The following is a 15,325-nucleotide window of genomic DNA, read 5'->3' as shown; positions in this document are numbered from 1 at the left end:
CCGGGCGCGCCCCTGCGCGAATGAGTCTCGGAGGTCCCGGGTGCTCGTCGCGCGTTGTTTGCGGGTGCGCGCATTGGCGTCGGCATGGGTTCTGCTGCGTTCCGCGGGTCCCGCAGTCCTGCGCTGCTGGTCCGCGCGCCGTGCGCCGTCGGCCTGTGGAGCCCGGGGCGCCGGGGAGCGTATGCCGCTTCGTCGCCGTGCGTCATCGGTCCCGCGCGGTCGTACGTAAAGCCGCGTGGTCGTACCCCCGGCGCGCGCGGTCGTACGCAACTTCGCGCGGTCGTACCTTAGAGGGTCTTTAAGGTACGACCGCGCGCTTCCGGGTACGACCGCGCGCCCCCGGGTACGACCGCGCAGGACCCCGGGACACCGAACCGCCGGCCCCCGCCCGCCCCGACCGCACCCTCACACACGAAGGACCGGAGAACCTCCCCAGTCCGAGAACCACCCACTCCATTCCATTCGCCCATCCCTCCGAGAGCTCGGTGAGCAGTCTCAGGGTTGGGCGGGCAGCAGGGTCGTGACGCACGCATACATCGCGCGACACGGTGCCGACGCCGACTTCGGTGCCGGGCCCGGGCCTCGGAGGAGGATGTCAGAGTTCTGCGGCGAGCCCGTCGACGGCGCCTCGGCGGATCGTCTGAGCGCCGGCGAAGCGCTCGGCGAGTGCGCGGCGCTCCTCCTGGCGGTGACGCTCGAAGGCGACGGCGTCGCGCCCGGCGATGCGACGGTCGCGTCCGACGCGGTGGGATGGGATCCTCCCGGAGTCGAGGGGCTTGTACGGGTGAGTTCGACTCATTCGTAGGCGTTGTGCCACTTGGGCCGGCGTGTAGTCGGCGTCGATATCGAGCAGGGCGACGCTGCTGCCGGAGGCGAGCGAGCCCGTGAGCGCGACGTCGTGACGGGCGAGGGCGCTGAGCGGCTCGCCAGGTCCTTCCGATCCCGGTGCGCGGTCGATCGGAGCCGACGCCGTCGTCCACGGCTCTTCCCCGTTCCCCCGGCCCTGCCGTTCCTCTCGATCCCTTCGATCCCTCGGCATCTCGGCCCTTGACGATCTGCGGCATTCTTCCCCCGGCCCCGGCCCCGGCCCCGGCCCCGGCGCCGATGCCCCGCTCGACCGGCGGAGCCGGCGCGGATGATGGAGGTGCGCAAAGGCGGGTTCCTCACTCCCTCCCGACCGGCGGGGGCTGACGGGACGGGGCGCCGAGGCGCGGCGTGCGGTCGGGGCGGGAGGGTGAACGGGACGATGTGAGACGAAAGACCCTGGCGGCCGCCTGCGCGCCGGTGATCCGACGGCGGGGATCCTCGATATTTCGTCCGCGCCTCATCCACGTGGTGGACGTCGCCCGGGGTCCGGACACATAATTATCACGGGTCGCTTGAAGTGTCTCACAAGCGACTCCCAAGGTATTACACCGAAGGAACCTGACTGAGGCAGTCGAGACCCCGGCGCCGGTTGCACCCGTGCATGCGAGTGACACCACGTCGGGGTCTTGGTGTGTGCGGCATGCGCGGCATGCGACCTGGGCCGGCTGCGCGCGCTGAATACGCTTGCTTCCGTGCGTGCTAGGGTCGGCTTCCGAGGGACGTTCCGGCTCGGCCGGGCGAGGAGGGCGATTGATGTCGGTGCCGTCTGAGACTCTGGACGGCATGGATATCGAGACCGTCCCCTCCCTGGTGTCCCTGGCCCTCGCGCTCGGCGCCGAGGACGCCGGCGATCTGAGCGCCGCCGAGAGGCGGTTGGTCGACGAGGCGCACGGCGCCCGGACGACTGCGGCGCTCGTTCGCGGGGTGCGTGGGATGATCGGGCGGGGCGAGGACCCGCTGGGGGACGCCTACTGCACGATCCGCTCCCCCGAGGAGCGCCGTCCGCTCGGCCAGACCTACACGCCGCGCCCGATCATCGAGGCGATGCTGCGGTGGGCCTCGGACCACGGAGACCCGGTCCGCGTCGTCGATCCCGGTGCGGGGTCGGGGCGCTATCTGGTGGCGGCCGGCGAGCGCTTCCCCGGGGCGGCCCTCCACGGCGCGGATATCGACCCGCTCGCCGCGCTGATGCTGCGCGCCAACCTCGCGGCGGCCGGCCTGGCGGACCGCGCCCGCGTGCATGTCGGCGACTACCGCGCGCTGAGCCTTCCCCCGGTCGATGGTCCGACTCTGTTCGTGGGGAATCCGCCGTACGTCCGCCACCACCGGATCGCCCCCGAGTGGAAGACGTGGCTCCTGGAGACGGCGCGCCGGCGCGGCCTGGACGCGAGCGCTCTCGCCGGGCTGCACGTCCACTTCTTCCTCGCCACCGCCGAGTACGGCCGCAATGGCGACTACGGCGCCTTCATCACCTCCTCGGAGTGGCTGGACGTCAACTACGGAGGGCTCGTGCGGCAGCTGCTGCTGGACGGCCTCGGGGGTCAGTCGCTCCACGTCCTGGCCCCCGAGGCCCCGCTGTTCTCGGACGCGACGACGACGAGCGCGATCACGTGCTTCCGCATCGGCGAGACGCCGTCGACGATGAGGATCCGCCGTGTCGAGTCCCTCTCGGATCTGGGCCGTCTCGCCGGAGGGCGAAGCGTGTCCCGGCAGCGCCTGGCCGGCACGAGTCGCTGGTCCGTCCTCACGCGCGAGACCCCGAGGCTTCGGGAGGGGTACGTCGAGCTCGGCGAGCTGTGCCGGGTCCACCGCGGGACGGTCACGGGGGCCAATGCCGTGTGGGTCAGGCGCGATGCGAGCCCGGATCTGCCCGAGCGGGTGCTCTTCCCGAGCATCACCAAGGCCCGTGAGCTCTTCGGCGCCGGGGCGCGTCTCGGCAGCCTGGAGGCGCTCCGTCGCGTGGTGGACCTGCCGGTGGATCTCGACGTCCTCGACGACGACGAGCGCGAGCAGGTCGACCGGTTCCTGCGCGAGGCCCGGGCCAGGGGCGTTCACGAGGGCTACATCGCCTCCAATCGCAGGGCGTGGTGGAGCGTGGGCCTGCGGGCGGCCGCTCCGATCCTGGCCACCTACATGGCTCGTCGTCCCCCGGCGTTCGTGCGCAATGACGCCGGTGCCCGGCACATCAACATCGCTCACGGCCTCTACCCGCGTGAGAGGATGAGCGATGTGCTCCTGGATCGTCTCGCCGACCGGCTGCGGGCGGAGGTCACGCTCGCCCAGGGGCGGACGTATGCGGGCGGACTGGTGAAGTTCGAGCCCAGGGAGATGGAGCGCATCCCGGTGCCCGGTCCGGACATGCTGACCGAGGGGGCGTAGACGATGGCGCTGAGCCCTCCGAGGTGGACCGAGCAGGATTTCGAGAGGGATGCCGCCGAGGCGATCCTCCACTTCCGTCAGACGCGAATGCACGAGCCCCTGGAGGCCTACCTCGACCACTTCGAGAAGTACCGGCGTCAGGTGGAGTCTCTCATCGAGGAGACCACGGATCTCACCGGCTTCACCGACCCCACCGGACGTGTCCGGCTCGACGATCGGGCGGTCGAGCTCCTGACGGGCCCCGAGCGGTTGACCACCATCCGCTACCTGGCCTCCCCGGCGATCAGCGAGGACGACGTGAAGGTGCTCGCCGATGCCGTGCTGAGCCCCAAGCGTCTGCGGGCCGACCCGGGGATGGCGCGACGCGTGATCGGGACGGTTCTCCTGGGCCTCGACCGCGAGCGGTTCCCGTGGGTGGGTGAGGACCGTGATCCCACGGAGGCGGAGAGGCGGACCGCCGTCGTCGCCACGGCCGCGCTCATCGCGACCCAGAAGGTTCAGACGGGCAGGCGCAACGAGGCCAAGAAGACCCAGGAGGGCGCTGTTGCCGGGGCACTGCGCGCCGCGGGGCTCACCGAGGTTCCTCCCCGGACGATCGCGAACATGTCGCACGTCCCCGGACGCGGCGAGTTCTGCGCCGAGACGCTGTTCGGGAGCCGCAAGGCGGATCTTGTCGTGCGCCTCTGGGACGGGCGCGTCATGCCAACGGAGTGCAAGGTCTCGAACTCCTCGACCAATTCCGTGAAGCGCCTCAACAATGACGCGGCGGTGAAGGCGAAGACCTGGATCCAGGAGTTCGGGACCATGACCTGCGTCCCCGCAGCGGTCCTGTCGGGCGTCTTCAAGGTCCGCAACCTCGTCGCGGCCCAGTCCGATGGTCTCGTCCTGTTCTGGGCCCACGGGCTGGAGGAGATGGTCACCTTCGTCGAGGGCACGAGGGAGGATGGGCAGTAGGCCGGTCCGGGTGGCGGTGTTCTCTCCGGACTCCCCGCGCGAGCGGGGATGATCTTGGCCATCTCCAGGTTCGAGTCGGCGAAGTACCGGACTCCCCGCGCGAGCGGGGATGAGCGGGGTTGACGATGCTGGCGGCCCGCGCGGCGCACGGGCTCCCGGCGCCAGCGGGGATGAGCCGCGCCGTCACGGAGGATGGCACACGCGCCGGGTCTTGCAGTTGCTGCCTCAGGTCGGCGGCCCCGGGCGGGTCCCGGAGCGTCGGGAGCGATCTCTTCATGCGGACCGGATCGTCCGGCCGGGTGCTCCGCGTCGCAGGAGTCCGCGCGGTCGTACCTTCTCAGGCGCGGTCGTACACCATGTCTCGCGGTCGTACCCTCCTGCGCACGGTCGTACCTTAGAGCGCCCGGAGGGTACGACTGCGCGTCCCTGGGTACGACTTCGCGGGTCCGAGTACGACTTCGCGTTCCCGGGTACGACCGCGCGGGCCCGGGTACGACCGCGCGGTCGAGCCGGACCGATCGCCGCCCTCCTCACTCAGCCCCGACCCACTCGGCCCCGACCGGATCCCGGCTCGCTGCCGCCCGATCCGTCACCACGTTCGCACAATCGTGTCGCAGGGGCGTTGTAGCCTGCACACGTCGGCCGCACCCCGCCCGCCACGGCCGCCCTCCGCCGGTGCGTCGGCCTGCCAGCCGGAGCATCGTGGAGCAGGGCCCCTACTCGACATACCGTGCCCGCATCCCGAACCCGGACTCATGAAGCTCAGCAATCTCGACCTCGTCCTGCGAGGACTCCTCGGCATCCTGCCGACTCACCTGGAGCGCTACCTCCGCGCCTCCCTGGGGGACCGCTGCACGCCCGAGACGCTGCGCGCCCTCCTTGCGGGCAACGGCTCGGCTCCGGACCTCCCCGACCTGGCCGATCTGTCCACCCAGATCCGCATCCTCACCGCCCGCGGCTCCGACAGACGCTACCTTCTGCCCCTGCCGCCGGGACTGGTGAGCAAGCTGCACGAGGTCCGCCGCTTCCGCAACGAGGCGGTCCATGGCCAGCGCTTCGACGCCGACAGGACGCTGGCCGCCCTCGTCGCGGTCAGCGAGACGCTCCGGCTCATCGGCTCCTCGCGGGGCCAGGGCGAGATACGCGAGCTCATCGGCGCCATCGACGACGGCCGAGGCCTCGGCGGCGATCCGCTCGGCGCCATCGGCGTCGAGGTCGAGTGCGTCCCCGTGATCAGTTACGCCCACGCCGTCGCGGGCGCCGCCCCCGTGATCTCGGTCGGCCTGTCCCTCTCGGGGCACGGCGGCGCCCTTCCCGACCCGCGCGCCGCGGCCGACGGCCAGCAGCGGCGGGTCCTGACCTCCCCGGCCCGTGGCGCCCGGGAGTCCCAGCCGGGAATCCTCGACGTGACGCTCACCGTCATCGAGGACGACGGCGGGAGCGAGGTCGTCGAGCCCTGGCGCCTGTCCTGGGACACGACTCGTCCGACGCTGACGGACACCCGCGCCCTGACGCTGAATCGTGCGAACCTGCTCCAGGTGGAGCAGTCGGGCTCCGCCCATGTGCGAGTCGAGCTGCACGGCCAGGACGGGACGACGGCCGTGCGCAGGATCCCGGGACTCACCGTGCTGCCCCCGCGGCAGTGGCGGCTCGCCGGGGGCGAGCGCTGGGCGGGCGCGGCGCTGGCGACCTTCGTCCAGCCCGACCAGGCGGCCGTCGGGGCCCTGGCGGCCGAGGCGCTCGACGTCGCGGCCGACGGCCGGAGCCCGCGCGCCGCCACCGACGACTCGGACGCTCTCGCCGCGGCTGCGTGCGCCGTCCTGCGTCGGCACCGCGTCACCATCGAGGCCGCGGGCGGCCCGTGGAGCTCCTCCCCCCATCTCATCCGCACCGCCGCCGGGCTGCTCGAGGCGCGCGCCGGCAGCACCCTCGATGTCGCGGCCCTGATCGCCGGCGTCCTGGAGCGGCTGGACACGGCCACCACCCTCCTGCTCACCCCCGAGGCCGCCTTCCTCGGCTATCGGAGGGATCGGGGGAGCGGCGTCGGCCGGCCGCCGGCCTCCCCGCAGGAGGCGGCCGACCTCGTCCGGCGCGGCGTCATGGGCCTCATCGATCCCGACCTGTCGGCGCCCCTGTCGGCCGCGGTCTTCCACGAGCTGACCGGTCCGGCGCGCAGCGTCGCGCTGGGGACGCTGTCCGATCTGGCCCTCGTCGCCCCGATCGGATCCTCCCGAGCGGACGGCGCGCCCCCGCAGCCCATGCTGGAGCGCGATGAGGACGACGTCGTCGTCGAGCTGCCGCCGCCGACCCGCCCGGTCGCGTCGGAGGACGGCGGGCCCGCCCCCGGATCGTCCTCCGCGGTCGTGGACGCCGGGGGATCGCCGGCCGACGGCGCGCCCGCCTCGGCGCCCGAGGCCGCCGCCGTCGAGGGTCTCCCCGCCCCGCCCGCCGTCGAGGAGTGGAAACGGAATCTGCTCGACCTGTCCCGGCGCAACCCGCTCATCAGCCGCCCCTCGCGCGACGTCGTCGAGCTGCTCGTGCAGCCCGAGCTCATCGGCCGTCTCGAGGACCTCGTCAACGCCGGAGACCTCGTGACCCTGCGCCCCGTCCCGCACGACGCCGCGGGATCCGAGGACCGGGCCGCGCTGCTGACCGAGCAGCGGACGGTCCACGTCGACCTGTCGACTCGTGAGAAGTACAAGCAGCGCCTGCGGGCCATGACCGTCTCCGCCCGTACGACCCTGAAGGAGACCGGGGCGAACAACCTCTACCTGACCGTCGGCGCCCTGGCATGGCGCATCGACGGCTACCGGGTGCGCTCCCCCCTCATCCTCATCCCCGTCAGACTCAGGCAGGAGGGCGAGACGTACGGCATCGTCCTGGACGAGGACGGGATCTCGACCCCCAACCACTCCCTGCTGACCCGCTTCAGGGCGGACACCGGCATGGACCTCGCCGAGCTCGCCGAGCCCGTGCGCGACGAGCACGGCATCGACATCGAGGCCACCCTGGAGCGCCTGCGCCGCCGGTTGCGGGAGTCCGGCCGCCGTGACGTCGTCGAACCCGCCGTGCACCTGGGCATGTTCCGCTTCTCCACCTACCGCATGTGGCAGGACCTGGAGACGGACTGGCCGACCATCGTCTCCAACCCGGTGGTCGGACACCTCCTGGAGGCCCCGGGCGCCGCCTTCGCGGACCCGGCGGGCGGCGGGCCGGCCGAGGACGCAGCGGGTGCTGCGGGCGCCGACATCGACGAGGTCGTCGAGAACCTGCCGCTGGACGCCGACTCCGACCAGGCGCGGGTCATCGCCGATGCCGCGGCGGGGCTCAGCCTCGTCGTCAAGGGGCCGCCCGGGACGGGCAAGTCGCAGACGGTCGCGAACCTCATCTTCCGGGCCCTGTCCACGGGGCGCACCGTCATGTTCGTGGCGGAGAAGCTCTCGACGCTCGACGTCGTCGCCCGCCGCCTGCGCGAGGAGGCGGGCATCGGGGACCTCCTGCTCAACCTCCACGACAACGACATGAAGCCCGTCGATGTCTGCCGGGCCCTGCGACGCGCACTCGATCTGCGGGCGCCCGCCCCCGGCGCCGATCCGGACGCGCTGCGCCGGGAGCTGGCCGCGCTCCGGGCGCGCCTGGACGCCTACCGGGAGGGGCTGCACGACCCGAGACAGGGCAGCTCCCCCTCCTCCTACTACCGCGCCCGCCAGGCGCTCATCGAGGCGCGCGACGCCGGGGGCGTCGAGGGCGCCGGGATGGCCGACGGCGTCGCGGGTCCTGAGAGCGCCGAGTGGGAGCGGGCCCGGGCCGCCTTCGAGGACCGCGCCCGCGCCACCGGCCTGGACTCCTTCGACCCCGCCGTCCACGCGCAGCTGCTCGACGACTACCGGCGCACCCAGGAGCGGTTGCGCGAGGCCCTGACCCCCGAGCTGCTCGACGTCGTCCTCGACCGCCGTGAGACGGCGCTGCGCGAGGCGGGTCCGCGTGCCGAGGCGCTCCGTCGTGAGATCGCTCGCCGAAAGGGGACCCTGAACATCCGGGACCTGATCGACCTCTACGGGGACCTCGTGGTCGCCATCACCCCGTGCCTCCTGGTCTCCCCGGACTCGGTCGCCCGTTTCTTCCCGGCCCACCGCCGCTACGTCGACGTCGTCGTCTTCGACGAGGCCTCCCAGATCACGGTCGCGGGCGCCGTGGGGGCCATGGGGCGGGGGCGCTCCGTGGTCGTCGTCGGGGATCCCGAGCAGATGCCGCCGACCGCCGCCCCGGGGGCGGCCAGGAGCGGCGGGGAGCCGGGGAGCGCGGGCCGCGGCGAGAACGAGTCGATCCTCGACCGGTGCCTCGCCGGCGGTGTGCCGAGCCGTGCCCTGACCTGGCACTACCGCAGTCGGGTCGAGTCCCTCATCGCGTTCTCCAACCGGCACTACTACGGCGGTCGCCTGCTGTCCTTCCCGAGCCCTCGGGCCATGGCCCCGCGGTCGGACGACGGCCCCGACGGCCACGGCATCTCCTTGCGGCGCGTGGACGGCACGTACATCAGGCCGGAGGGCCGGGTCAAGAACCCGTCGATCAGGCCCAACACGAACCCGGCCGAGGCGCGCAAGATCGTCGAGGAGGTGGTCCGGCGGTTCGAGGCATCTCCGGGACGCACCCCGTCGGTGGGGATCATCACCTTCAACGCCCGTCAGCGCGACCTCATCGAGTCGTGGCTGCGCAAGGAGCTCGGCTCGGATCGCGTCGCCGAGGCGCTGGAGGCGCGCGACGGCCTGTTCGTGCGCAACCTGGAGAACGCGCAGGGCGAGGAGCGGGACACGATCCTGTTCTCGCTCACCTTCTCCGCCAATGAGAGGGGCGACGTCCCGCTCAGCTTCGGCTCGCTCGGCCATGCCGGCGGCGAACGGCGACTCAATGTCGCCATCACCCGGGCCCGCCGTCAGATCGTCGTGTTCGCGAGTTTCGATCCCGAGGACCTGCACGCCGAGCGCTCGAGCCATCAGGGGCTGAAGGACCTGCGCGCCTACCTGGAGCAGGCGCGCGCCGGCGGCGCGCCCCCGGCGCTGCCGGTCTCCGGGAGCGCGGTGGACCTCCACCGCAACGAGATCGCCGAGCGCCTGCGGGACGCGGGGCTGGACGTGCACGTCGGAGTCGGGCACTCGTCCTTCGAGATCGACCTCGCCCTGGCCCTGCCGCAAGGCTCCGGGTCTGCGGATCAGTCCGGGCCGGCCGGGCGGCCGGAGGTCTCGGAGGCGCCCGAGCAGTCCGGGCCGGTCGGGCGACCGGGAAGCCAGGAGGACCCCGGGCGGCCGGGGCGGCCCGGGGTGGCCGTGCTCCTCGACGGGCCCGGGTGGGACCGGCGGGGGAGCACGTCGGATCGCGATCTGCTGCCGGTCGATGTCCTGGGGACCATGGGATGGGAGCGGGTCGAGCGCGTGTGGATGCCCGAGTGGGTGGCCGACGCGCAGGCCGTCGTCGCCCGGCTCGTCGAGGCTGCCGGAGGGACGTACTCGTCGCAGGAGCCGCGGGAGCCGGCCGTGGAGTCGCCCGTTCAGGACCCGCCGGCGGCCGCGTCGCAGGAGCCGCGGGAGCCGGCCGTGCGGGGGCCGGAGGAGTCCGGGGCGGACGCCGCCGGGCTCGCCGGCAGCGCGGCCGATGGGACTGCCTCCGGCGTCGTCGGGCCCGCCGGTGGCGGGGCCGGTTCGGATGTTGCGCAGGGGGAGCCCGGGGCGGACGCCGATGGCGCTGAGAGCCCTGATGGCGCTGAGGGCTCGGTTGTGCCCGCCGGGCCGGCGGTGCTCATCGGCCCGGCCGACTACCGGCAGTGGCAACCCGGGGGAGTGCTCCCGAAGGAGATCCTGGACCGTGCGGCCACGGGCGATGAGGAGGCGAGGGCCCGGGTCGTCGAGGTGGCCCGGACCATCTGCGACGTCGAGTCGCCGATCATCAGGCACCGGCTGATCGTGAAGATCTGCCGCGCCTTCGGCGTGTCGCGCACCACGCAGTCGCGGGCGAGGAAGGTGGGCGAGATCCTGGGGGAGGCCTTCGCCTACATCGACCGTGTCGGCGAGCGCGACTTCGTGTGGCGGAACATGGATGCCATGCGCGTGGCGCCGCCGTACCGCCGCAAGGCCCTGGACTACGTGGACTCCATCGAGGACATCCATCCGCGCGAGCTGGTCGCGCTCATGAGGGACGTCCGCGCGAGCTCCCCCGAGTGGTCGTCCGCCGAGGAACTGTGCGAGAAGGCTCTGAAGCGGCTCAGCGCCAGGAAGCGCAAGCTGAGCGCCCGCGGCGTCCTGCCCGCCCTCGAGGCCGCTCTGAAGGAGGCCGAGCGGGAGGATCGCTAGCGCCCGACGGGGCGCGCCCGGCCCGCCAGGCCCGGCATGCCCGGCTGTGCCCGCTGTGCTTGGCTTGCTTCGCTGCGCCCGGCCCGCCCCGCCGTGCCCGGCTCGATCACGGTGCTGATTGCTCGCCGGGCGGACGAGCGGGAGCCGGACTATTGGTGCAGGGGGTGCCGGGCCGTCTGCGAGTCGTCGTGTCCCGACACACCCTCCTGCGCAGGACGATCCCGTGGTGAGTCCTCGGTAGGTGCGGCTCTCGTGCTGTCCAGGAGGGCCGCGGCGGTGGCACGGGCCTCCGCGACCGGCCGACCGCTGTGATCATCGAGGGCGGCGATCATCGCGGCGTCGACGAGCTGAAGCAGCTGCCGTCCGATTCGTGATCGCTCTTCGTCGGACAGCCCCGGGTCGAGCAGCTCCGCCAGGCCAGCGGCAGTCGCCTTCTGGTGCCTCATGGCGGCACGGTGCACGGGGTGACCGCGCTCGCGGAACTCCATGAGCGCCGTGAGGGCCAGGCAACCGCGGTAGTCCGGTTCTGAGAGGCGGGCAGCCAGGACGTCGAAGACCGTCAGCACACCGGCGCCCTCGCACAGCGCCCTGCGAAGCATGGCGTGCCACCGTTCGTTGTAACGACTGAGCACGGCCACGACGAGTTCGTCCTTGGTTGCGAAGTGCCGATAAAACGAGGCGCGCCCTACGCCCGATCTCTCCAGCAACTGTTCGACGCTGACTGCTCGGATACCGTCGGCGGCGAACAAGTCACGTGCGGATTCCAGGAGTCGCTCACGGGCTCGGCGCGCCATGTGACGGACGGTACCACGTCGTGTCGCTCGGACTCGCCCCAACAACATGAAACATAATGGTACCGTTTTGGATATGGAACAAATCAGTGCCATCTCGATGAGGCGGAACCGTCTCGCTCTTTTGCTGCTCGCCTCGTCCGTGTTCGCGGTGGGCACGGAGGGGCTCGTGTTCGCCGGACTTCTACCCGCCCTTTCCTCGGACCTGGATGTGAGCCTCGGTGCGGCGGGGCAGGTGACCACGGTGTTCGCCCTGTGCTACGCGGTTCTCGCGCCGCTGCTGTCAATGTCCACGGAGTCCCTGCCGCGTCGGACGACACTGCTGATCGGGCTGGGACTGTTCGTGGCGGGCAACGGCCTGTCCGCCACGGCGCCCACGTACTGGTATCTCCTCGTCTGGCGGGCGGTGACGGCTGCGGGCGCCTCCCTCATCACGCCGACGGCGATCCTGATCGCGGCTTCCCTCGCTCGGCCCGATGGACGTGCTCGGGCGATCGCCGTGGTGATGACGGGGATGACGGTCGCCACCGCCGCCGGGGCGCCGCTGGGAACCGTCGTCGGCGGTCAGTACGGCTGGCGGAATGTGCTCTGGGGAATCGCTTTCGCGACCGTACTCGTCGGAGCCGTCGTCGTGCGCGGCGTACCTGCGCTGCCAGGAGCCTCCAGACGCGGACTGCGGCAGCGACTCGCACCTCTTCGCGTACCTGTGATCCGGTGGGTGCTTGCCACCACTCTCGTCGGCTTCGTCGCCGTGTACCTGTTCTACGCCTACATCTCCATCGTTTACGCGCCCTTCACCGCGGAGCCCGGATTCCTGGCCCTGGTGCTTGCGGTCGTCGGAGCCGCCGGAGCCGTGGGCAATCTTCTGGCGGGTCGCGCCGCGGACCGCTGCGGTGCCTCGCCGATCGTCACCGGGGCGCTGCTCCTGATCGCGATCGTCGCTGTCGCGGCACGGTTCGCGACGGGCCGTGCAACGGTGCTGGCCACGGCAGCGCTGTTCGGCCTTGCCGCCTGGGCCATCACCGGTCCGCAGCAGCATCGTCTTCTGTCCGCGGATCGGACTCGTTCGGGTCTGCCGGTCGCGCTGAACTCCTCGGCCATGTACATCGCCGTATCGATCGCGGGCGCAATCGGCGGCGTTCTCGCCTCCGGCCGTTCGTGGGCGATTCCCGCGGCGACCGCGGGAATCGCGCTGCCCGCTGCGGCTGTGTCCATCGGAGCTGATGCCGTACGGCGGCGTTCGAGAGCCGTCGGCCCCGGGCCGGGAAGGGATCAAGGGAGGAAGACCTGCCCGAGCGAGGCCGGGTAGCATGTCGTCGGTGGCGGTATCCGACGATCTTGAGCGCGTGGCGGACAAGCTCGTGGGACTGACGTCCCGCCGGGATCCCGGCTCCGCTCCCGGCGGCGCGATGCGGTGGCGGCCGCCTCTGGCGGAGCCGGCGGTGGCGGCCTGGGAGGCGGAGCACGGGGTCGTCCTGCCCGAGGACTACCGCGCCTTCATCACCCGGGTCGCGGGGTCCGGCACCCGGCCCTTCCACGGGCTGCGCGAGCTCGGCGTGCCCGACCGGGACAACGATCTCAGCCACTTCGACCCCGGCCGTCCCTTCCCCTGCACCTTCACCCGGCCGCTGGTCTGCGACCCCGCGGACGAGGACCCCTACTGGGACGCGCTGGAGCGCGGCGAGGCCGACCGCGGATGGATCCCCCTGTGCACGGAGGGCTGCGGCATGGACACGATCCTGGTGGTCGCCGCCGCCGACCCCGAGGTGAGGGGCACCGTGTGGTATTTCGACCTCGCCAATGACTGCGGCATCCTCCCCATGGTCCACCCCACCACACGCAGGCCCCTGCGCTTCCTGGAGTGGCTCGAGCCGTGGCTGGACGCGGAGGCCGCCGGCGAGTTGGACTTCGGCGGCATCCACCTGGTACCGCCCGAGCTCTTCCCGGTCTTCCCGAGCTCCTGAGAACGCGTCGCCCGGGAGGCGCGTCGCGGGCCCGGGCCGGCGGCGGCGTCACCGACTCGCGCGATCCGACCGGGGCGCCGGGGCCTGGGTATCATCCCCACCGCCGGTCATCGCCGGAGCGGACTCGGTCGCGCGCCCGACACCGCGGGCCCGGGCACCGCCCCGGCCCGCGGGCCCCTGCCGGGGGGAAGCCACCGAGGAAAGGAACAGGCATGAGCGCAGTCTTCGTCTCCCTGCTGTGCATTGTGGCGGTCTCCTTCATCGCGCCGCTCATCTCCTGGAGCGTCCCCAAGCGCCTGCTTCCGGAGACCGTCCTGCTCATCGCCGGAGGCGTGCTCATCGGCCCCAGTGGCCTCGGCATCGCCCACGAGGGCCAAGACATCGAGTTCCTCAAGGAGCTCGGCGTCTCGTTCCTCTTCCTCATGGCCGGCTACGAGATCGACGTCAACGAGCTGCGCGGCTCCGGCGGCCGCCACGCCATGGCCGCCTGGGCCGGGTCCCTCGGCCTCGCCTTCGCGGCGGTCGCCGCCGTCGGAGTGTCCGGCGGGGTCTTCTCCGCCAACGGCATCGCCATCGCCATCGCCATGACCTCCACCGCCATCGGCACGATCCTGCCCATCCTGCGCGAACGGGGGCTGCTGCCCACGGCGGTGGGCGCGGCGATCCTCAATCACGGCGCCGTCGGCGAGGTCGGCCCCGTCATCCTCATGGCGCTTCTGCTCGGGTCGCGCTCGACCGGGGCGAGCCTGGCGATCCTCGTCCTCTTCGGCGTCGTCACCTTCGCCATCGTGCGCTTCACCGACCGGGTGCGCCGCGCCGGGCGGCGGCTGATCGAGGCCATCCGGCTGGGCGGCACGACGACGGCGCAGACCACGGTGCGCATCACGGTCCTGCTGCTGGTGGGCCTGTGCGCGCTCGCGGAGGCCTTCGACCTCGACGTCGTCCTGGGCGCCTTCGCCGCCGGATTCATCCTGCGCTACGCCCTGCCCGACGGGAATCGCCAGTTCGAGGAGAAGCTCGACGGGCTCGCCTACGGCTTCTTCATCCCGATCTTCTTCGTCGTCTCCGGCATGGGGATCGAGCTGGGCATGTCGGAGCAGTCGCTGGCGACCATCGGCGCCTTCCTGCTCCTGCTCGTGCTCGTGCGGGGCCTGCCGGTGTGGGTCGCCTCCCGCCTGGAGCGGCGCCGCAACGGCTCGCGCGCCTACTCCATGCGCCAGTCCCTGCAGATCGCCGTGTACTCCACCACGGCCCTACCCATCATCGTGGCCGTCACCCAGGTCGCGGTGAGCGCCGACGCCATGACCTCCTCCTTCGCCTCCACCCTGGTGCTGGCCGGCGCCGTCAGCGTGCTGGTCATGCCGACGTTCGGGCTGGCCCTGTCCGCCGCCGACGACCACGCCCCCGCCGTCGAGGCGCTCGCCGTCGTCCAGGGGCCGCGCGAGCGGCATGGTCACGGCCTCATCGAGGCCTCGGGCGACACCGGCGAGATGCTCGTGAGCGAGCCGCGGCGGCCCGCCGGCCTGGGGACGCCGTCCGCCGACGACGGCGCCGCGACGGCCGACGGCGAGGAGGCCGGTCCCACCGCCCAGCGCCCGGCGGCCCCGATGTCGTCGGCCGCGTCCCCCGAGTCGCCTGTCCCGTCGACGCCCGCCAGCGGTCTGCCGCGTCGTGGCCGCGACCTCATCTTCCACCATCACGGCCTGTCGGAGACGGAGTCGCGCCGCCTGGCCGAGCGCCTGGCGCAGATCGAGGCCGAGCGGACGCACTGGCGCCAGCAGATGCGCCGACAGCTGAGGCTCGAGCGCGAGGAGACCCGTCAGCGCCGCGCCGTGCTGTGGGCGCAGGATCGCGCCCAGCGTCGTCGCGAGCTCGAACAGCTGCGCGAATTGCACGAGGAGGTCCGCCGCGGGGGTGCCGGCAGTGAGGGCGAGAGCTGAGACGGCACGGGACGAGCGCGGCAGTCGCGCCCGCTCGACGGTGAATCGCCCGACCGTCGCCCGGGCGCGGGGCGGGCGGCTCCATC

The 15,325-nt window shown here is 72.4% G+C and carries 8 protein-coding genes and 1 pseudogene; 6 read left to right on the top strand and 3 right to left on the bottom strand.

The genetic code is table 11. The features are described from left to right. Positions 1-595: 595 nt before the first annotated feature. Positions 596-1,039, bottom strand: coding sequence for a helix-turn-helix domain-containing protein (locus tag G448_RS18985; protein WP_084436407.1), 444 nt, complete (start codon positions 1,037-1,039; stop codon positions 596-598). A gap of 581 nt (positions 1,040-1,620) precedes the next feature. Here G448_RS18985 and G448_RS0106455 point away from each other — a divergent pair. From G448_RS0106455 to G448_RS18735, 3 genes are all read left to right on the top strand, one after another. Next, positions 1,621-3,246, top strand: coding sequence for an Eco57I restriction-modification methylase domain-containing protein (locus G448_RS0106455; protein ID WP_034494582.1), 1,626 nt, complete (start codon positions 1,621-1,623; stop codon positions 3,244-3,246). A 3-nt stretch (positions 3,247-3,249) separates the two neighbouring features. Next, complete coding sequence (locus G448_RS0106450; RefSeq protein ID WP_026407320.1) at positions 3,250-4,200, top strand: XamI family restriction endonuclease; 951 nt, start codon at positions 3,250-3,252, stop codon at positions 4,198-4,200. 755 nt (positions 4,201-4,955) lie between these two features. Then, positions 4,956-10,544 (top strand): DUF3320 domain-containing protein, encoded by a 5,589-nt coding sequence (locus G448_RS18735; RefSeq protein ID WP_245572217.1) that lies wholly within the window; start codon positions 4,956-4,958, stop codon positions 10,542-10,544. Positions 10,545-10,693: 149 nt separating this feature from the next. Here G448_RS18735 and G448_RS15430 read toward each other — a convergent pair whose 3' ends face one another. Both G448_RS15430 and G448_RS19180 read right to left on the bottom strand, forming a co-directional pair. After that, positions 10,694-11,182: a hypothetical protein gene (locus G448_RS15430; protein ID WP_245572216.1), complete on the bottom strand. Its 489-nt coding sequence runs from the start codon at positions 11,180-11,182 to the stop codon at positions 10,694-10,696. A 3-nt stretch (positions 11,183-11,185) separates the two neighbouring features. After that, a pseudogene (locus tag G448_RS19180) lies at positions 11,186-11,338 on the bottom strand (helix-turn-helix domain-containing protein); the annotation flags it as partial. Positions 11,339-11,411: 73 nt separating this feature from the next. Between G448_RS19180 and G448_RS15425 the strand changes: the two are divergent. The 3 genes from G448_RS15425 to G448_RS0106425 all read left to right on the top strand — a co-directional run bounded on the left by G448_RS15425 (position 11,412) and on the right by G448_RS0106425 (position 15,239). After that, the gene (locus tag G448_RS15425; RefSeq protein ID WP_169720824.1) at positions 11,412-12,644 is read left to right on the top strand and encodes an MFS transporter; all 1,233 of its coding nucleotides are present in this window, start codon (positions 11,412-11,414) and stop codon (positions 12,642-12,644) included. 10 nt (positions 12,645-12,654) lie between these two features. Beyond that, entirely contained in the window at positions 12,655-13,299 is a 645-nt protein-coding gene (locus G448_RS0106430; protein ID WP_026407319.1) for an SMI1/KNR4 family protein, read from the top strand. A 212-nt stretch (positions 13,300-13,511) separates the two neighbouring features. After that, positions 13,512-15,239, top strand: coding sequence for a cation:proton antiporter domain-containing protein (locus tag G448_RS0106425; protein ID WP_026407318.1), 1,728 nt, complete (start codon positions 13,512-13,514; stop codon positions 15,237-15,239). Positions 15,240-15,325: the final 86 nt, after the last annotated feature.

Source organism: Actinomyces gerencseriae DSM 6844, from assembly GCF_000429265.1.
Taxonomy (GTDB): domain Bacteria; phylum Actinomycetota; class Actinomycetes; order Actinomycetales; family Actinomycetaceae; genus Actinomyces; species Actinomyces gerencseriae.
The sequence above is the reverse complement of the archived record's forward strand: the minus strand, read 5'-3'. Positions and strand labels throughout refer to the sequence as shown.